Annotated in this window: 19 protein-coding genes and 1 rRNA gene; 11 read left to right on the plus strand and 9 right to left on the minus strand. The window is 51.8% G+C overall.

Features of this window, described 5'->3' with window-relative positions; genetic code table 11:
• Both rrf and NNN64_RS04770 read left to right on the plus strand, forming a co-directional pair.
• A 5S ribosomal RNA gene (gene rrf / locus NNN64_RS23310) occupies positions 1–74 on the plus strand; the annotation flags it as partial.
• Positions 75–678: 604 nt separating this feature from the next.
• On the plus strand, positions 679–1,977 hold the full coding sequence (locus NNN64_RS04770; protein WP_271440654.1) for an MFS transporter: 1,299 nt from the start codon (positions 679–681) through the stop codon (positions 1,975–1,977).
• Here NNN64_RS04770 and NNN64_RS04775 read toward each other — a convergent pair.
• The 5 genes from NNN64_RS04775 to trxC all read right to left on the minus strand — a co-directional run bounded on the left by NNN64_RS04775 (position 1,974) and on the right by trxC (position 7,696).
• Positions 1,974–2,309: a YfiM family lipoprotein gene (locus tag NNN64_RS04775; RefSeq protein ID WP_416348269.1), complete on the minus strand. Its 336-nt coding sequence runs from the start codon at positions 2,307–2,309 to the stop codon at positions 1,974–1,976. The genes NNN64_RS04770 and NNN64_RS04775 overlap by 4 nt on opposite strands.
• A gap of 32 nt (positions 2,310–2,341) precedes the next feature.
• Complete coding sequence (gene pssA / locus NNN64_RS04780; RefSeq protein WP_271440707.1) at positions 2,342–3,697, minus strand: CDP-diacylglycerol--serine O-phosphatidyltransferase; 1,356 nt, start codon at positions 3,695–3,697, stop codon at positions 2,342–2,344.
• Between the two features lie 114 nt (positions 3,698–3,811).
• Entirely contained in the window at positions 3,812–6,472 is a 2,661-nt protein-coding gene (locus NNN64_RS04790) for a bifunctional acetate--CoA ligase family protein/GNAT family N-acetyltransferase (protein WP_271440655.1), read from the minus strand.
• A 36-nt stretch (positions 6,473–6,508) separates the two neighbouring features.
• On the minus strand, positions 6,509–7,207 hold the full coding sequence (gene tapT / locus NNN64_RS04795; RefSeq protein ID WP_271440656.1) for a tRNA-uridine aminocarboxypropyltransferase: 699 nt from the start codon (positions 7,205–7,207) through the stop codon (positions 6,509–6,511).
• Between the two features lie 69 nt (positions 7,208–7,276).
• Positions 7,277–7,696 (minus strand): thioredoxin TrxC, encoded by a 420-nt coding sequence (trxC, locus tag NNN64_RS04800; protein ID WP_137383461.1) that lies wholly within the window; start codon positions 7,694–7,696, stop codon positions 7,277–7,279.
• A 207-nt stretch (positions 7,697–7,903) separates the two neighbouring features.
• Here trxC and NNN64_RS04805 point away from each other — a divergent pair, with 207 nt between their 5' ends.
• Entirely contained in the window at positions 7,904–8,983 is a 1,080-nt protein-coding gene (locus NNN64_RS04805; protein ID WP_271440657.1) for a tRNA/rRNA methyltransferase, read from the plus strand.
• A 33-nt stretch (positions 8,984–9,016) separates the two neighbouring features.
• Here NNN64_RS04805 and ung read toward each other — a convergent pair whose 3' ends face one another.
• Complete coding sequence (ung, locus tag NNN64_RS04810) at positions 9,017–9,706, minus strand: uracil-DNA glycosylase (RefSeq protein WP_271440658.1); 690 nt, start codon at positions 9,704–9,706, stop codon at positions 9,017–9,019.
• Between the two features lie 318 nt (positions 9,707–10,024).
• On the opposite strand from ung, the gene grcA reads away from it, so the two are divergent.
• On the plus strand, positions 10,025–10,408 hold the full coding sequence (grcA, locus tag NNN64_RS04815; RefSeq protein WP_003037563.1) for an autonomous glycyl radical cofactor GrcA: 384 nt from the start codon (positions 10,025–10,027) through the stop codon (positions 10,406–10,408).
• 79 nt (positions 10,409–10,487) lie between these two features.
• Here the strand turns inward: grcA and eamB are convergent, their stop codons facing one another.
• The gene (gene eamB / locus NNN64_RS04820) at positions 10,488–11,075 is read right to left on the minus strand and encodes a cysteine/O-acetylserine transporter (protein WP_271440659.1); all 588 of its coding nucleotides are present in this window, start codon (positions 11,073–11,075) and stop codon (positions 10,488–10,490) included.
• 102 nt (positions 11,076–11,177) lie between these two features.
• On the opposite strand from eamB, the gene NNN64_RS04825 reads away from it, so the two are divergent.
• Positions 11,178–12,074, plus strand: coding sequence for a LysR family transcriptional regulator (locus tag NNN64_RS04825; RefSeq protein WP_271440660.1), 897 nt, complete (start codon positions 11,178–11,180; stop codon positions 12,072–12,074).
• A 17-nt stretch (positions 12,075–12,091) separates the two neighbouring features.
• Here the strand turns inward: NNN64_RS04825 and srmB are convergent, their stop codons facing one another.
• A complete protein-coding gene (gene srmB, locus NNN64_RS04830; protein WP_271440661.1) occupies positions 12,092–13,420 on the minus strand; it encodes an ATP-dependent RNA helicase SrmB in 1,329 nt (442 codons plus the stop codon).
• Positions 13,421–13,550: 130 nt separating this feature from the next.
• Here srmB and trmN point away from each other — a divergent pair, with 130 nt between their 5' ends.
• Complete coding sequence (gene trmN, locus NNN64_RS04835) at positions 13,551–14,288, plus strand: tRNA(1)(Val) (adenine(37)-N(6))-methyltransferase TrmN (RefSeq protein ID WP_271440662.1); 738 nt, start codon at positions 13,551–13,553, stop codon at positions 14,286–14,288.
• Here the strand turns inward: trmN and nadB are convergent.
• On the minus strand, positions 14,273–15,895 hold the full coding sequence (gene nadB, locus NNN64_RS04840; RefSeq protein ID WP_271440663.1) for an L-aspartate oxidase: 1,623 nt from the start codon (positions 15,893–15,895) through the stop codon (positions 14,273–14,275). The genes trmN and nadB overlap by 16 nt on opposite strands.
• 263 nt (positions 15,896–16,158) lie before the next feature.
• Here nadB and rseD point away from each other — a divergent pair, with 263 nt between their 5' ends.
• From rseD to rseC, 5 genes are read left to right on the plus strand one after another with little or no spacing between them, the layout of a single operon-like run.
• Positions 16,159–16,323, plus strand: coding sequence for a rpoE leader peptide RseD (rseD, locus tag NNN64_RS04845; RefSeq protein ID WP_124022090.1), 165 nt, complete (start codon positions 16,159–16,161; stop codon positions 16,321–16,323).
• Positions 16,320–16,895 (plus strand): RNA polymerase sigma factor RpoE, encoded by a 576-nt coding sequence (gene rpoE / locus NNN64_RS04850; RefSeq protein ID WP_003037573.1) that lies wholly within the window; start codon positions 16,320–16,322, stop codon positions 16,893–16,895. The genes rseD and rpoE overlap by 4 nt, the downstream gene beginning before the upstream one ends.
• 31 nt (positions 16,896–16,926) lie before the next feature.
• Positions 16,927–17,577: an anti-sigma-E factor RseA gene (gene rseA / locus NNN64_RS04855; protein WP_271440664.1), complete on the plus strand. Its 651-nt coding sequence runs from the start codon at positions 16,927–16,929 to the stop codon at positions 17,575–17,577.
• Positions 17,577–18,533, plus strand: a complete 957-nt coding sequence (gene rseB / locus NNN64_RS04860) for a sigma-E factor regulatory protein RseB (RefSeq protein ID WP_048210886.1) — start codon at positions 17,577–17,579, stop codon at positions 18,531–18,533. Before rseA ends, rseB begins: the two co-directional genes overlap by 1 nt.
• Positions 18,530–18,994 carry a SoxR-reducing system protein RseC gene (gene rseC / locus NNN64_RS04865; protein WP_202038023.1) on the plus strand — a complete coding sequence of 155 codons (465 nt, stop codon included), beginning with the start codon at positions 18,530–18,532 and terminating at the stop codon, positions 18,992–18,994. Before rseB ends, rseC begins: the two co-directional genes overlap by 4 nt.
• The last annotated feature ends 62 nt before the right edge of the window (positions 18,995–19,056 follow it).

Here is a 19,056-nt window from a genome sequence, read left to right on the forward strand (position 1 = left end):
AACTCAGAAGTGAAACGCCGTAGCGCCGATGGTAGTGTGGGGTCTCCCCATGCGAGAGTAGGGAACTGCCAGGCATCAAATAAAAGCGAAAGGCTCAGTCGAAAGACTGGGCCTTTTGTTTTATCTGCAGTCTGTCGGTGAGCGCTCTCCTGAGCAGGACAAATCCGCCGGGAGCAGATTTGAACGTTGCGCAGCAACGGCCCGGAGAGTGGCGGGCAGGACGCCCGCCATAAACTGCCAGGCATCAAATAAGTGAAGAAGCCCATCCTGACGGACGGGCTTTTTTGCGTCTGTGCGGGGTGAAAACCGCCGGATGCACCGGACTGAATGTATGTTGTAGGCCTGATAAGCGCAGCGCATCAGGCACTCCCGACGGCATTTTGCCGGATGCGGCGTATCGCCTTATCCGGCCTACAACTGTCTGGACCATCAGACATTCCCGGTGGCACATCGCCAGGTGCGACGTGAACGCTTTATCCGGCCAACAAAGGCCTGTGCTATTTCTGACAGCCAACCAGGTTCTCTTCCCCCGAACATTTCTTAATCCTTTCCCTGCTAATTAAAATCGTGATCTATCTCTCATAATAAATTATAACAACTATATAACATTTAATTTACTAAAACAGACGCAAAACATCATTGATAGATTCATAAGATCCTGGCAGGGGTACAATTCTAATGGCTGATAGCAGTGTAACTGAGAACGGGGCGCTGGCAGATGGCGACACCCGGCGTCGTATATGGGCAATTGTTGGTGCATCGTCAGGGAATCTGGTTGAATGGTTTGATTTCTATATCTACTCTTTCTGTTCCCTTTATTTTGCCCACATCTTTTTTCCTTCCGGAAATACCACCACTCAATTGTTACAAACCGCCGGAGTTTTCGCTGCAGGCTTTCTGATGCGGCCAATCGGAGGATGGCTTTTTGGTCGTATTGCAGATAAACACGGACGTAAAAAGTCCATGCTGTTATCTGTCTGCATGATGTGCATGGGATCGCTGGTGATCGCCTGTCTGCCTGGATATGAGACGATCGGCACCTGGGCTCCCGCACTATTACTGCTGGCCAGATTATTCCAGGGGCTGTCCGTTGGTGGGGAATACGGTACTAGCGCGACTTACATGAGTGAAGTAGCCGTTGAAGGTAAGAAAGGTTTTTATGCTTCATTCCAGTACGTGACATTAATCGGCGGGCAGTTACTGGCATTGCTGGTTGTGGTCATATTACAGCAAACCCTGGAAGATTCTGCGCTCAGAGCCTGGGGCTGGCGTATTCCGTTTGCGCTGGGCGCTGTATTGGCGATTGTGGCATTGTGGCTGCGTCGTCAACTGGATGAAACATCAAAACAGGATGTCCGTGCGTTGAAAGAAGCGGGGTCTCTGAAAGGGTTGTGGCGTAATCGCAAAGCCTTTGTCATGGTACTTGGCTTTACCGCCGCGGGTTCTCTGTGTTTTTATACGTTTACGACCTACATGCAGAAATATCTGGTTAATACGGCGGGTATGCATGCCAACGTGGCCAGCGGCATTATGACGGCCGCATTGTGCGTGTTTATGTTGGTACAACCGCTGTTCGGTGCGTTGTCAGATAAAATAGGCCGACGGACTTCAATGCTATGTTTTGGTGCGCTGGCGACGATTTTCACTGTACCTATTCTGTCTGCGCTGCAAAATGTGAGTTCTCCGTTTGTGGCATTTGTTCTTGTGATGTGCGCCTTGTTGATCGTCAGTTTCTATACTTCCATCAGCGGGATACTGAAAGCAGAGATGTTTCCAGCGCAGGTCCGTGCGTTGGGGGTGGGATTGTCGTATGCGGTAGCCAATGCCCTGTTTGGGGGTTCGGCTGAATATGTCGCGTTATCCCTAAAATCTGTCGGCATGGAAACGTCATTCTTCTGGTATGTCACTGCGATGGCGGTGGTCGCATTCCTGGTTTCGCTGATGTTACACAGTAAGGGAAAAGGCTTACGCCTCTAATGATGTGCCAGTTGCCAAACGGCATAGCCGGTTGATGCGCCCGCCACATCCCAGGCAAAGTCTTTCCAGCTCCAGCCGCTCCCAGCGGGGCGGCTGTCCCACAGCTCTTTTGATGCCCCAAGGCTGACAGAGAACATCAAACCGATAGCTGCGCTACGATCGCGACTGTTTCCCTGATGCTGTGCATACTCGTTCCCCGCTGCGGCAAGCATGGCCGAGGCGATAAAGTGTTGAGCTTTGTCTTGCCCACTCCAGCTGTCGTTAGCCATGTGGCTACAACCGGAAAGAAGCAAAACACTGGCAAGAATACACAGGCGCACCGTTACCTCCATAGGAAAAACCCCGTCACTGGACGGGGTTTTGATTACAGAATCCGGCTGATTAATCTGTCGATTCGAATACGGCGTAATCGACGGATAAGCTTACGCACTTTCACCGGATAGTCAGCAATACTTTGCAAGTCGCGATAGTGTTTCACGACGGTGGTGTGCGTGCGGATAAGCTCCAGCTCTTTATCACGCTGGGGAGTCAGTTCCTGCTGGGGATCGTGGATAAGAATGGCGTTTTCCAAATCCAGCCGCCAGGCGCGGGGGTTAAGATTATTGCCGGTGAGCAGCATCCATTTATCATCAACCCACATACCTTTCAGATGATAGGTGTTGTCATCATCTTTCCATAAGCGTACGACGAGCTGATCGGTATTCACGTAATACTGTAGCCGGCTCAGGAAACGGCGCAGATTAATTTCATATAAATAGGGCAGCGCGCCGATGATCTTAAAGGGTTCATCTTCCGGAATGAAAAAGTCGTTAGCCGTTTTATCGCCGACAATGATCTCGACCTTTTTGCCTTCGCGCAGCAGTTGAATGATATTGCGTACCAGGATGGCTGGCAGGTTGAAATAAGGCGTACAAATGGTGAGTTTGTGCTCCGCACAGGGCATGAGGTGGAAAATAGTCTTATTTAACAGACTGGATTTACCGAGCCCAACCAGCGGCGTGACCGACAGTTGCTCATTATCCGCATCTCCCTGGAAATGGAAGGAGGCATCGCGCAATTCCTGACGGTACAGGCGGATATCGTTTTTAATTTCCGGACTTTTAGGACGATGGATATCATCAAGACGATTAACGCCGCGCCCATTCATCAGGTTCTGAGTAACCCACTCGTACATGATATCGGCCATCTTCGCGTTGCGAATCAGCTGATAGCGGTCATAGCGGTATTTATCATGTTGATGTAAGTAAACATCGTTCAGACTGGCCCCGCTATACAGGACGCTATCATCAATGATAAAGCCTTTAAAATGCAGAACACCAAGCGCTTCGCGGGTGTTAATTGGCACGCCGTAGACAGGGATATCGATACCAGGGTTTTCTTGCGCCATGCGGCAATACCAGTCAGCGTTGGTATTGGATGCCGCAACACCAATGCGTCCACGCTGGGCTCGATGCCAGTCGACAAGCACCCGAATATCCAGTTCAGGACGCTGCCGCTTTGCCGCATAGAGCGCGTCGAGTATGCCTTTACCGCCGTCATCCTGTTCCAGGTACAGCGCAATAATGCAGATCCGTCGCGTCGCGCTGGCTATTTTCTCCAGCAGAGTCTCCCTGAAATTTGCGGGAGCATAAAAGAAATCTACATCATCAACTGACTGAGAAATCTTAGGTAGTTGGGCAAGGTGTTGTTGATGTTTATTACGCTTAAATTTTGACAACATCACAGTGCATTTCTTCTCTGTTCATTGAAGGGTCCTCTGTGCTTTGCAGACGACATAAGCGGGCAATGATACCACCAGTACCCATGAATGTGGTCAACATTTCCAGTACCTTACTCACGATTCCTCATATTGGGCCAGATTCAGCGTTAGCCCAACAATTCCCTCTTCGAGCTGGACGTCGACATCAAACCCGAGTTTTCGGGCCAGGGCGACCATCCCACGATTGTTTGGCATCGTAATACCATTTAAACGTCTAAGTCCGTGATCTCGAGTGTATGCAATCAACTTTTCCATCAACCGACGACCTAAACCCAGCCCTTTGAGATCTGAACGAACCAGTACGGCAAATTCCGCATCGATATTATCCGGATCGGAGATAGCCCGTGTCACGCCGAGGATCTCTTCGTGGTTATCACGACAACGCACGGCCACAAAGGCCATTTCCCGATCGTAGTCGATCTGCGTCATGTTAGCTAAATCTTCATGGGTGAATTCGTTGATCTCGCTGAAGTAGCGATAGTAAAGATCTTCTTTCGTCACCTGTGAAATGAACTGCTGCAGATAGGGTTCATCTTCCGGAAGAATAGGGCGGAACAGACAGCGCTCGCCGTTTTTCATCTCGACCCACTCTTCAAGCTGATGGGGATAAGGGCGTACCGCCAGCCTGCTTTCGTTATCGCCCGTGAAAGGGGCAATATCCAGTGTGACGTCCAGTGCAGTAAATTCCCCTGCAGAGGCCAGCAGAGGATGGATATCCAGTCGCTGAATTTCCGGACAATCGACGATCAGGTTGGAGACCTGCACCAGAAGCTGGCTTAACCCGGCGATATCCAGTGGACGTAGTGCGCTGCGGGCGCGGATCTTTTTGTTTTTGATCCCCTGGATCACCAGATAACGCGCCAGGTTCATGTTGAGTGGCGGCAATGCGACAACTGCTTGCTCTTCAGGACGCCACTCAACTCCGCCTTCACCCAACATAATCAGTGGGCCAAACACAGGGTCATGTTCGACGACGACGCGCAGCTCCTGAGCACCAGCGCGGTTAGCCATACTTTGTACTAACAAACCGTGGATACGTGCCTGTGGCCAGGCCATTTTTACCCGATCAAAAATCGCATTCGCGGCCTGCTGCACTTCTGTTGCCGTACGCAGGTACAACATAACCCCCTGAACTTCTGACTTATGTGGGATATCAGGAGAGCGAAGCTTCAGTGCTACCGGGTAACCGATTTGTTCTGCAATGTGTACGGCTTCCGCACTGTCGCTGGCGATCCAGGTTGGTAAAGTGTGTAAACCATAGGCTTGCAAAATCGGCTGTACTTCATGGGTATCCAGCGATGTTGCTCCCTCAGCAATCGCCTGCTGTAACAGATTATGCGCCTCGGCGGTGTTGGCGGTCAGGCTATCGGGTAGGGCTGGTGTTTCTCGCAGTTGCTTCTGGTTACGCCGATATTCGACCATGTGCATGAAGGCCGTAATGGTACCTTCCGGCGTACGATAGGTGGGTAATCCGGCTTCACTAAACAACCTGCGAGCTTCCTGGGATGAAAACTCGCCGCACCAGTTGGTCAGCAAGGAGACGAACTTACCTCGCGGATGGTGTTTGACGGCTTCAATTAGCGCCTGTGCGCTCTCGGTTCCGGGGGCTGCCGCACTGGGTGAGTGAATGACCATCAGTGCGTCAAAATCCTGACTGGCGAGTAAAATATCCAGTGTCTTAACGTAGTGTTCGCTGCTGGCATCGTCACGCAGATCCAGTGGGTTGGCGATATCCACGTGAGCAGGTAAGGCATCGCGTAATTTCTGGCAGGTTTCCTCACTCAGCGCGGCCAGCTTACCGTTTCGCGACCACAGTTCATCTAATGCCAGCGCCGCGGGAGCGGCCCCATTGCTGATGATCATCAGTCTGTCGCCACGTAGTGGGCGCATGTGGCTCAGGGTTTCGACCGCCGAGAAAAGTTCATGAGTGTCCTGTACGCGCAATAAACCAGCACGTTGAATCGCCGCATCCCAGGCTGGGTCCATTCCGGAACTGGTATGCAGTAAACGCTGTGCTGCGGGGCTACGGCCACTTTTAATCACCAGAATAGGTTTGTTACGCGAGGCGCTGCGCGCAGCGGAGACAAAACGCCGGGCATCGCTTAAATGTTCGAGGTAGAGCAATATCGCGCTGGTTTTGCTGTCGCGCGCCAGGTAGTCGAGTAGTTCATCAACATCAATATCCAGGCTGTCGCCCAGTGCGATAAAGTAAGAAAAGCCCATTTCTCTCTGCTGTGCCCAGTCGAGTATGGTATTGGATACAGCGGCGGATTGAGAGATAAAAGCCAGCTTACCGCGCTTAATCGGAACGGGGGAGAAGCTGGCGTTAAGTCCCTGCCAGGGGGCCAGAAGCCCGAGACTGTTAGGGCCCAGTAGACGAATTTTATAACGTGATGCGCAGGCCAGCAGTTCAGCATGTTGCACCGCGGGAGCCGAGAGAATAATGCAGGTTTTGCAGCCTTTCTCGCCCAGTGCTTCCAGTAACGCCAGATTACGGCTGGCATTGGTACACAAAATGGCCAGGTCAGGAGAAAAAGGCAGGCTGCCAATATTGGGCCAGGCCAGTACGCCCAACACAGCTTTCCAGGCGGGGGTCACTGGTAAAACGGGGCCGTTGAACCCGCCTGCCAGCAGGTTACGCATCATCAGGTATCCTGCTCGATTGGGCTTCATTGATGCCCCAATCACGGCAATGGATTTCGGTCGCAGTAGCGCTTCCAGACCACGTTGACTCATATCGGCTTCCTTAATGACTCCAGTGACCGAATGATTTTAAACGCTTTCTGTTGAGTCTGCTGTGACGCTTCCCTGATGTTGAGTTTTTCCTGCCAGGTAGCGTGTTTTAAAGCGCGTGAAGTGAGCGCTTAAGCCTTCAGCCGCTTGCGTATCCCCTGCCAAATCCAGTAAGGCAATGGCGACTTCGGCAGTGCAGTACTGTCCCTCGGCGTGCACCCCGCGCAGGTGGTATGCGGAAAGGCGCGATAGATCGACGGAGATCACCGGCAGGTTGTCGAGGTAGGGACTTTTACGGAACATTTTACGTGCTTCCGGCCAGGTGCCATCAAGCATGATAAACAATGGTGGTTTACCGGCTGGCGGTGTGAAAATGACTTCACGTTCTTCACCGGCATAAGACGCGGGGAAAACGACCATTGGCTGATAATCAGGATGTTGCACCAGATCAAGCAGTTCCTGCGGTGGTTCGGTACGAGACCACTGAAAAGCCGCAGTATTGGGTAAAATATCGGCAATCAAGCGTCCTGTGTTACTGGGCTTCATCGGTTCGGTATCGAACATCATCAGACAAAAACGGCTTTTGGCCTGAGAAGGCACCCATGTTGCGCACAGGCAGAGTTTCAGCGGTAGCAGACAACGCTGACAGCGACGAATGCGGTTGCCTCGGGCAAGAAAAGGACGTGTGGCGCGCGCGAGGCGCTCAGCGCGTAACTGAAGAACAGCGTTATCGGTCATGAGGAAACACGTTGAAAAACGCTATTGTCGCAGAGGTGAAAACGGGGCACAAGATGCGCCCCGCAGAGATTATAATGATTCGTTAAGCCAGCTATCAAACGGGGCTTTGGGTACTGCGCCATTCAGCATATCGACGACTTCACCCTTCCTGAAGATCATGATGGTCGGAATGCTGCGGATACCGAAACGTGCGCTGAGTTCGCGTTCGGCTTCCGTATTCACTTTAACAAAGCGCACTTTACCGCTACGCTCTTCCGCGACATCTTCAAAAATAGGTGCGAAGTTACGGCACGGGCCACACCATGGTGCCCAAAAATCAACTACCACCGGAAGATCGTCTTTTAGCAGCTTATCCAGCGTTTCACCGGTCGCATTGATCACCTCCCCGTCAAACAGGTCGTGACCACAGCGTCCGCATTTGGCCGCTTCCTGAACACGATCGTCGGGAATGCGGTTGATAGCCTGGCAGCTGGTACAAACGGTATTCATAACTAACCTCTGGATGAGTAGGGTGGACTTCGCGGCAATGACGCCAGTATGTTTCTATTATGTTACATATTATCGGAGAGACTGTTTTAAACAACAATGCGTTTTATTCAATGAGTACAATAGTCATTAGCTTTTAAATGAAATAATGGCTAACGACGTGCACATCGGGTAATCTGCGCGCTTCGCGCAGAGCAGGTGGAGAAAAACATGAGCGACGAACTGAAGAACAAAAACGGCAAGGTCAAAGTGATGTACGTCCGCAGTGACGATGACTCGGATAAACGCACCCAAAATCCACGTACTGGCAAAGGCGGCGGTCGCCCCGGTACTTCCCGAGCCGAAGGCGGTCGTCGCCCTGCCCGTGATGACAGAAAGGGTCCGAACAGTGAACGCGGTCGTGAACGTGGTCGTGACCGTGATGTAGAACGCGATCGCAGACGTGAAGATTCACCGTGGCGTACCGTATCCCGCGCACCGAATGATGACACTGCGGATAAAGCCGATCATGGTGGCATCAGCGGTAAGAGCTTTATCGATCCTGAAGTACTGCGTCGTCAGCGCGCGGAAGAAACCCGTGTTTATGGCGAAAATGCGTGTCAGGCGCTGTTCCAGAGCCGCCCGGACGCCATCGTCCGCGCCTGGTTTATTCAGAGCGTCACCCCGCGATTCAAAGAAGCATTGCGCTGGATGGCTGCAAACCGCAAAGCCTATCACGTGGTTGATGAGGCCGAACTGGCGAAAGCGTCTGGTACTGAGCACCATGGCGGTGTTTGCTTCCTGATCAAAAAACGTAACGGTACTACCGTTAAGCAGTGGGTTGCTCAGGCCGGAGCGCAGGATTGTGTGCTGGCGCTGGAAGATATCGCAAACCCGCATAACCTGGGCGGTATGATGCGTAGCTGTGCGCACTTCGGCGTAAAAGGCGTAGTAGTACAGGACGCAGCATTACTGGAATCAGGTGCGGCTATCCGTACCGCTGAAGGTGGTGCTGAGCATGTACAACCCATTACTGGCGACAGTATTGTGGATGTGCTGGATGATTTCCGCCAGGCGGGTTACACCGTCGTCATGACCTCAAGCGACAAAGGTAAGCCGCTATTTAACACCACGCTGCCAGAAAAAATGGTGCTGGTGTTAGGCCGCGAGCGTGAAGCTTTGCCAGAAGCAGCTTGCTCAGCAGACGATCTGTGCGTGGCGATTGACGGTACTGGCAACGTAGAAACGCTTAACGTCTCCGTTGCGACAGGTGTGCTGCTCGCGGAGTGGTGGCGTCAGAACAAAGCCTGATAATAAAAATGCCAGCGATTCGCTGGCATTTTTTTACTCGCTCTCCGCCGGCAATACCGGCATCCAGTCAATCGGCTTTTCTCCCCGTTGTTCCAGCCATTCATTTGCCAGTACAAAGTGATTACAGCCAAAGAAACCGCGATGGGCAGAAAGGGGGGACGGGTGCGGCGCTTTCAGCACATGGTGGCGCTGTGCATCAATAATGGTCCCTTTCTTCTGGGCGTGAGAGCCCCAAAGCAGGAAAACAACGCCTTCACGATGTTCGTTAATCAGGCTAATGACTTTATCGGTAAAGGTTTCCCAACCCAGGCTGGCATGCGAATGCGCCTGACCCGCCCGAACGGTGAGAACGGTGTTCAGTAGCAGCACCCCCTGACGAGCCCAACTCTCCAGGTATCCATGTGTCGGACGGGTAAATCCCGGGATGGTGGCTTCCAGCTCTTTATACATGTTCAGTAATGACGGCGGAGTGGCGATGCCTGGACGTACAGAGAAAGCCAGACCATGGGCCTGCCCTGGACCGTGGTATGGATCTTGTCCCAGAATGACAACTTTAACGTCGCCAAGCTCAGTAAAGCGAAAAGCGTTAAACACATCTTTTTGTGGCGGATAAATTGTCATACCTGACTGGCGTTCGCCGGCAACGGTATGCAGCGTGTTCACAAAATAGGGCTGCTGTTTCTCTTCAGCCAGCACATCGTGCCAGGTTAATTCGGTGGCCATCTCGCTCTCCTGCGATTTTTTCAATCCCCATAGCTTAACTGCTTCTTTCAACGGCGCAAAATTCTGCACGTTTCTCAAAGCGCTACCCCTTAAAGATAGTTGAAAATTTATGTAAAAAGTTTACCTGCGCACATGGTGTAAGTTGATGTAAAACAATAAAATCCACCTATCACCACTTTTCATGTGTGGTTTTTATTGATTTAAATCAAAGATTCAAGGGTGTGTGAGGGGTATATATACACTCAAGCAACAATGGTTTTACCAATTGGCCGGATGAGGCCAACCGAAATCAAATAATTTTGCCGGGGAGGCATCAACATGATTACAGGTATCCAGATTACTAAAGCTGCAAACGACGACCTGCTGAACTCTTTCTGGCTGCTGGACAGCGAAAAAGGCGAAGCACGCTGCATCGTTGCGAAAGCAGGTTTCAATGCTGATGAAGTCGTTGCCGTCAGCAAACTGGGCGAAATCGAATACCGTGAAGTACCGGTTGACGTACAGCCGGAAGTCCGCGTGGAAGGTGGTCAGCACCTGAACGTGAACGTTCTGCGTCGCGAAACGCTGGAAGATGCGGTTAAGCATCCAGAAAAATATCCGCAGCTGACCATCCGTGTTTCTGGTTATGCAGTGCGTTTCAACTCTCTGACCCCAGAACAGCAGCGCGACGTTATTGCTCGTACCTTTACTGAGAGCCTGTAAGGCTCGCGGGGAGTAACCCCGATTAGCAGAAAATCAAAAGGCGGAAGATGTTAGTGCATCTTCCGCCTTTTCACATCCGTTAGTAAAAAATCCTCACCGCACAATAAACCAACAGTAGTGCCAGAACGATATTCAGCTGCCGTCCATAGTGGCGGAAGATACGCTGAAAAAGATGACCAGCCAGCGCCCAGCAGGCATTGCCAAATGTTCCAATCAGCGCCAGCAGAATACTGACACCAATCAACCAGTAAGCATCCTGGGTATATGGCAACACAAACGTGGATAACGCAGTAATGCCATACAAAATGATTTTGACGTTCACAAACTGCAAACCAAAACTCGCCCAAAAGCTAATCGGTTCCGCCTGTAGACTATCGTTTGAGGCTGGGCTGGTGGCGATTTTCATGGCCAGCCATAAAATGTAGGCTGCCCCTGCCCAACTCAGCCAATGAATGATAGCCGGATCCAGGACGGCCAGCGAAAACGAGATACCGGCGCACAGCAGCATGACGATTAAAAAGCCCAGACTCATTCCGGCCAGAACACGCGTGCTCTGACGCAAGCCATGTGATGTCGCCGCACTGAGCGCGAGGATATTATTCGGGCCGGGTGTTAGCGCAGTAATCAGTGTATAGGTCCAGAATGCACTTAAAAGCATGGGTGTCACTTGTTATCTCCTCTGTTTTAGCAGACAGTACCCGAGACACAACATTTAAAAAAATGAATGTTTTTGCATCTTGAATTCGATAATTTCGATAGGTTGGTGAGGATGGATTTACGTCGGTTTATTACGCTAAAAACGGTAGTGGAAGAGGGCTCATTCCTTCGGGCTTCACAAAAGCTTTGCTGTACGCAATCAACCGTAACGTTTCATATTCAACAGCTTGAACAAGAACTCTCAATACAGTTATTCGAAAAAATTGGCCGGCGGATGTGTCTCACCAGTGAGGGGAAACGGCTGATGCCACATATACATGACCTGACTCGCGTGATGGCATCGATACGTCAGACGGCGCAACAAGATGCACAGCCGAGCGGCGATCTCCGCGTCGCAACCGGAGAAACGCTGCTGGCCTATAAAATGCCGCAGGTTTTACAGCGCTTTAAACAACGCGCTCCTAATGTTCGGTTGTCCCTACAATCGCTCAATTGTTATGTCATTCGTGATGCTCTGCTGGGTGATGAGGTAGATCTGGGGGTGTTTTATCGGGTGGGAAATGATGATGCGCTTGAGATGCTGTCACTGGGTGAACAGTCACTGGCGCTGGTGGCCTCTCCGGTTCTTCAGGATGTTGATTTCACTCAGTATAATCAGCATATTCCCTGCAGTTTTATCATTAATGAACCACAATGTATTTTTAGACAGCGTTTTGAAAGTCTGCTGCGTAAGCGACAGATTACGCTGGAGAATACTATTGAGCTATGGAGTATCGAAAGCATCAAGCAGTGTGTCTCTGCGAATCTTGGTGTCAGTTTTTTACCGCGGTTTACCGTTGAGAAGGAATTACACTCGGGAGAATTAATCGAGTTGCCGTTCAGTGAAAAGCCTGAACTGATTACCGCATTGTGCGCACATCATGCCGGAAAAGTCGTTAGCCCGGCGATGCGGGTTTTTATGGAATGTATTACAGAGAGCTTTGCTGTACATGAAAAAATGCCGGGCTGACTGGCCCGGCATTCTGCTTACTCTTTGTCGGACTGCTGGGTAGCAGCTCCGCTCGGTTTACGACGTTTGCCGATATTCTTGGCGTCGCGGTGACGTTTTTTCACCCGCGGCTTCTCTTTCTCTTTTGCTTTTTTCTCTGCACGTTTCGCCAGCACTTTCTTGGATGGTTTACCGTTTGATTTCTCACTTGGCGCGCGCGTGGTTGGACGCAGTTCGTCGATGACGCGTGCCTTCAGTGGTTCGTCAATATAGCGGCTCGCTTTGCCAAGCAGCAGGTGGTCGTGCGCTTCAACCAAAGAGATCGCAGTGCCTTTACGCCCGGCACGACCGGTACGACCAATGCGGTGCAGATAGGCATCGCCACTGCGCGGCATGTCGAAGTTAAACACGTGGCTGACGTCAGGAATATCGATCCCGCGTGCGGCAACGTCAGTTGCTACCAGCACGTTCACGCGACCATCGGTCAGGCGTTTGATCGCTTCGTTACGCTTAATCTGCACCATCTCGCCTTCGAGATAGCAGTTATTGATGCCAGCCTGGCGCAGCCAACCTGCCAGCTCGTGCACACGTTCGCGTTTACGGACAAAGACAATTGAGCGGGTCGCTTCCGGCTGTTTTAGCAGATGGATCAGCATGGCAGTTTTGTGCTCGATATCATCGGCACGGTAGTAAAACTGATGGATCTTCTTGCGTTCGCGGGTGGACGGATCCGCGGAGACTTCGACCGGATCTTCCAGCAGACGCTCGGCAAAATCTTTGATCGCGTCGCCTTCCAGCGTGGCGGAGAACAGCATAGTTTGCTTACGCCAGCGGGTTTCACCGGCGATATGTTCGATGTCCTGGGCAAAGCCCATGTCCAGCATGCGGTCTGCTTCATCGAGGATCAGTGTCTCAACCGCATGACAGTCGAAGTTTTCTTCTTTAATGTACTGCAGCAGGCGACCCGTGGTGGCGACCACGATGTCCTGGTTTTCGCTAAAGACTTCCATGTGGTTCATGTAAGCCACGCCGCCGGTAATGGTAGCAATATCCAGATGCGTATTCTTTGCCAGCTCACGGGCGTGTTCGGCAACCTGCATCGCCAGTTCGCGCGTCGGTGTCAGGATTAAAATGCGCGGCGGACCGGATTTCTTGCGCGGGAAGTCGAGCAGGTGCTGCAACGCTGGCAGCAAATATGCCGCCGTTTTACCGGTGCCTGTCGGCGCAGAACCGAGTACATCACGGCCATCGAGCGCAGGCGGAATGGCGGCAGCCTGAATGGCGGTCGGGCGAGTGAAACCTTTTTCCTGGAGGGCTTCCAGCAGGCTTTCATCGAGTTCAAGTTCGGAAAAAGTCGTTACAGTCATGTTCTACCTCTGAGTGGGGCGCTGATTATAGACGTTACGGCTGCAATCTTCATCTGTTTGTATGGATATACCTTCTCAGGTATTGTTTTTATCCTATGTTATCGTTTTTTTCCCAGGAAGGTTGTTCTTCATGCCTCAGTCTACATCCGTACTTCGGCGTAATGGGTTTACTTTTAAGCAGTTTTTTGTGGCACACGATCGTTGTGCAATGAAAGTCGGAACGGACGGTATTTTATTGGGTGCCTGGGCTCCTGTGGCTGGCGTAAAGCGGATCCTGGATATTGGTACCGGGAGCGGCCTGCTGGCGCTGATGCTGGCCCAGCGCACTGATGAAAACGTCATCATTGACGCCGTGGAGCTTGATGTTGATGCTGCGCAGCAGGCGCAGGAAAACATTGCGCAATCTCCGTGGATGCATCGTGTGAGGGTACATTCAGAGGATGCTCAGCAATGGGTTCCGCGTCAGACCGTACGTTTTGACCTGATTATCAGCAACCCTCCCTATTATGAACAGGGCGTGGAATGTGCTACACCGCAGCGCGAGCAGGCACGCTATACCACCACGCTCGATCACCAAGCGTTGCTCACGCTGGCGGCTGACAGCATTACCGAAGAAGGTTTTTTTTGTGTGGTGCTGCCGGAGCAAATTGGCAACGCGTTTACCCAGCAGGCATTAAGTATGGGCTGGCATTTGCGTCTGCGTACGGATGTCGCCGAAACGGAAGCCCGGTTACCACATCGGGTTTTGTTGGCATTCTCCCCGCAGGCCGGGGAGTGCTTTAGCGACAGGCTGGTTATCCGTGGGTCAGACCAGCGTTATTCTGAAGGCTACACGGCGCTGACCCAGGCATTTTATCTGTTTATGTGATGGTTTAACGGCGAGAGAATGGACGGGCCTGATTCAGGAAGCTGCTCTGGATAATCCAGCGTGTAGTGTAGGCCCCGACTTTCTTTGCGCATCATCGCACAGCGTACAATTAACTCGGCTACCTGCACCAGATTGCGCAGTTCCAGCAAATTATTCGACACGCGGAAATGGGCGTAATATTCGTCGATTTCTTGCTGTAGCATCGTGATACGTCGCAGCGCACGCTCCAGACGTTTGGTCGTACGCACGATGCCGACGTAATCCCACATAAATAGCCGTAACTCATGCCAGTTATGCTGGATAACAACCAATTCATCCGGGTTTTCTACCCGACTTTCATCCCAACTTGGGAGGGCGTTAACGCCGCGGGCATAGGGCATTCTGCGGTCAATATCTTCCGCTGCAGACCAGCCATACACCAGACACTCCAGCAGCGAGTTCGACGCCATGCGATTGGCACCATGCAGACCGGTATAGCTCACCTCACCGATTGCATATAAACCGTCGACATCTGTGCGGCCAAAGTCATCAACCATTACACCGCCGCAGGTATAGTGTGCAGCAGGGACGATGGGGACCGGCTCTTTGGTCAGATCAATACCCAGGCCTAACAGTTTTTCATAAATCATCGGGAAATGCTGACGGACAAATTCTTCGGGTTTATGGCTGATGTCGAGGAACATGCAGTCAGCACCCAAACGCTTCATTTCATGGTCGATGGCACGGGCGACAATATCACGCGGGGCCAGCTCGCCGCGCTTGTCAAAGTCGGGCATAAAGCGTGAGCCATCCGGGCGTTTCAGGTGCGCGCCTTCGCCGCGCAGCGCTTCGGTCAGCAGAAAATTGCGCGCTTGTGGATGATACAGCGCGGTTGGGTGAAACTGGTTAAATTCGAGATTGGCAACGCGGCAACCCGCACGCCAGGCCATGGCTATCCCATCACCGGAGGAAATATCCGGGTTGGTGGTGTATTGATACACTTTAGAAGCACCGCCGGTAGCCAGCACGACTGACTTCGCATGACAGGTTTCAACAGCCTCTTTATTCCGGTTCCAAATCCATGCTCCAACAACCCTGCGTGTCCCCGGCAGACCAATTTTATCTGAGATGATCAGGTCCACGGCGTTACTGCGCTCCAGTACCCGAATATTCGGATGACTTTGCGCCTGGCTGACCAACGTGGTTTCGACCTCTTTACCGGTGGCATCTGCCGCATGCAGGATCCGCCGATGGCTATGGCCGCCTTCTCGGGTCAGGTGATAGCTTTCTTCGCCGTTGGGCTGAACCTGAGTATCAAATAAGACGCCTTGATCAATCAGCCACTGGACACACGAACGGGCGTTGCTGGCAACAAACTCAACGGCATGACGATCGCAAAGACCGGCTCCTGCAATCAGCGTGTCTTCAACGTGGGAGTCAATGCTGTCGGTTTCATCAAAAACGGCGGCGATGCCACCCTGAGCATAAAATGTCGAGCCTTCGCTAACCGGCCCTTTGCTCAGGACAATGACCTGATGTTTTTCAGCCAGGCGTAGCGCCAGTGAGAGTCCGGCAGCCCCGCTGCCAATGATCAGCACGTCACAGGATAATTCAGGAGTCGTATTCATGATTTTTGTTTAATTTACTAAACAGTGTTTGGTCACCATAGCACCACATTGCGCGATACTGCACGTTTTATTTTTAACTGTGTTGCAATGGCTAAACACAAAGGAAGGGCATGTGGATGAGTGAAAGAGCAAAAATATTTTGTGAAGCAGGCCGTTAGCATCAGATTATGAGGTGAAATAAAGTGGCCGTTGGGTTACTCTGCAAGCGGTGAAATGGGCATTTCTATACAGATAGTGCGTTGATCGGGTTATGTAGACTTATAATGAGAGATAAGACCTGTCTACAACATGACAAACAAAAACAAATGCGTAACGGAACTTTACGAAACTTGAGCACTCTAAGCTTTTGCTTGCTCATAGTGAAGCTTATGGAGTGGCGTTTCGAAAGCGCGTGGAAATTTGGTTTGGGGAGACTTTACCTCGGATGAGCGAGCAGTTAACGGACCAGGTCCTGGTTGAACGGGTCCAGAAGGGAGATCAGAAAGCCTTTAACTTACTGGTGGTTCGCTACCAGCATAAAGTGGCGAGTCTGGTTTCCCGCTATGTACCTTCGGGCGATGTTCCCGATGTTGTACAAGAAGCATTTATCAAGGCCTATCGTGCGCTGGATTCGTTCCGGGGAGATAGTGCTTTTTATACTTGGCTGTATCGTATTGCAGTCAATACAGCGAAGAATTACCTGGTCGCTCAGGGGCGTCGTCCACCTTCCAGTGATATAGATGCGATTGAAGCAGAAAATTACGAAAGTGGCGGAGCACTGAAAGAAATTTCGAACCCTGAGAACTTAATGTTGTCAGAAGAACTGAGACAGATAGTTTTCCGAACTATTGAGTCCCTCCCGGAAGATTTACGCATGGCAATAACCTTGCGGGAGCTGGATGGCCTGAGCTATGAAGAGATAGCCGCTATCATGGATTGTCCGGTGGGTACGGTGCGTTCACGTATCTTCCGAGCGAGGGAAGCTATTGATAATAAAGTTCAACCGCTTATCAGGCGTTGACGATAGCGGGATACTGGAAAAGGTATTAGGCATGCAGAAAGAAAAACTTTCCGCTTTAATGGATGGCGAAACGCTGGACACTGAGTTACTCAAAGAGCTGACTCATGACCCGGAAATGCAAAAAACCTGGGAGAGTTATCACCTGATTCGCGATTCTATGCGAGGTGATACCGCCGACGTTCTCCATTTCGATATTTCCGACCGCGTAATGGCTGCCATCGCAGATGAGCCAGTACGTCAGGCGGCGCCATTGATCCCTGAGGCCCAGCCAGCACCGCATCAGTGGCAGAAAATGCCATTCTGGAAGAAAATGCGTCCGTGGGCCGCGCAGCTTACCCAAATGGGTGTAGCCGCGTGTGTATCACTTGCAGTTATTGTTGGCGTCCAGCACTATAATGGACAATCTGAAACGTCCCAGCAGCCCGAAACGCCGGTATTTAATACATTACCGATGATGGGTAAAGCCAGTCCGGTGAGCCTGGGTGTACCTTCTGACGCGACTGCCAGCGGCGGTCAGCAACAGCAGGTACAGGAGCAGCGTCGTCGTATTAATGCCATGTTGCAAGATTACGAACTGCAACGTCGACTGCACTCCGAACAGCTTCAGTTTGAGCAGGCGCAAACACAGCAAGCCGCTGTCCAGGTGCCAGGAATTCAAACTTTAGGAACGCAATCGCAGTAATGAAGCAACTTTGGTTTGCCATGTCACTTGTGGCTGGTAGCCTGTTCTTCTCTGTAAACGCCTCGGCCAATCCTGCGTCCGGGGCGTTGTTGCAGCAGATGAATCTGGCCAGCCAGTCGCTCACCTATGAGCTGTCATTTGTCAGCATCAATAAACAGGGCGTTGAATCCCTACGTTATCGCCATGCCCGCCAGGACAACCGCCCTCTTGCACAGTTGTTGCAAATGGATGGACCGCGCCGGGAAGTGGTGCAACGTGGCAACGAAATCAGTTACTTTGAGCCGGGACTCGAACCATTCACGCTGAATGGCGACTATATCGTTGATTCTCTGCCATCCCTGATTTACACCGACTTTAAACGTCTTGCTCCCTACTATGATTTTATCGCGGTAGGCCGCACGCGTATTGCAGACCGACTCTGTGAAGTTATCCGCGTGGTCGCGCGTGACGGTACGCGTTACAGCTACATCGTCTGGATGGACACCGAAACTAAGCTGCCAATGCGTGTCGATCTCCTCGATCGGGATGGCGAAACGCTTGAACAATTCCGCGTTATCGCCTTTACCGTCAATAACGGGGTTAGCGACAGCATGCAGACGCTGGCGAAAGCAAATCTTCCGCCGTTACTGTCTGTTCCAGCGGGGGAGAAAACTAACTTCAACTGGAGTCCATCGTGGTTACCACAAGGATTCAGTGAAGTCTCCAGCAGCCGACGTCCACTGCCGACAATGGATAACATGCCGATTGAATCGCGCTTGTATTCTGATGGCCTGTTCAGTTTTTCTGTGAACGTGAACCGCGCGTCGCAAAACAGCGCCGATCAACTGCTGCGCACCGGACGCCGAACGGTCAGTACTACCGTGCGGGATAACGCCGAAATCACCATTGTGGGCGAGCTCCCGCCGCAAACGGCAAAGCGTATCGCGGACAATATTAAGTTCAGGGCCGCGCAATGATTAAAGAATGGGCAACGGTTGTTTCCTGGCAAAATGGCTTGGCGACGGTCAGCTGCGATGTTAAAGCATCGTGTAGCAGCTGCGCGTCGCGGGCTGGATGCGGCAGTCGTGTGCTGAACAAACTGGGGCCGCAAACAACGCATACTATCGTGGTACCCAGCGATGAACCGCTGACGCCAGGGCAAAAAGTTGAACTGGGTATTGCCGAAGGGAGTCTGTTAGGCTCGGCGATGCTAGTGTATATGTCTCCGCTGGCGGGACTCTTTATTTTTGCTGCGCTGTTTCAGGTGCTGTTTGGCAGCGATATCGCCGCACTCAGCGGGGCGATACTGGGCGGCGTGGGGGGATTCCTGATTGCGCGAGGATATTCCCGTAAGCTTGCTGAGCGCGAAGCCTGGCAACCGGTTATTCTCAACGTTGCTCTCCCGCCCGATCTTATTCGCGTCGAAACCCAGCAGTGATATCTTTGCCTGATGGCGCTGCGCTTATCAGGCCTACAGCGTCCTCAGATGCAGAAGTAGGC

Source organism: Citrobacter sp. Igbk 14, from assembly GCF_028069825.1.
In the GTDB taxonomy this organism is placed as follows: Bacteria; Pseudomonadota; Gammaproteobacteria; order Enterobacterales; family Enterobacteriaceae; genus Citrobacter.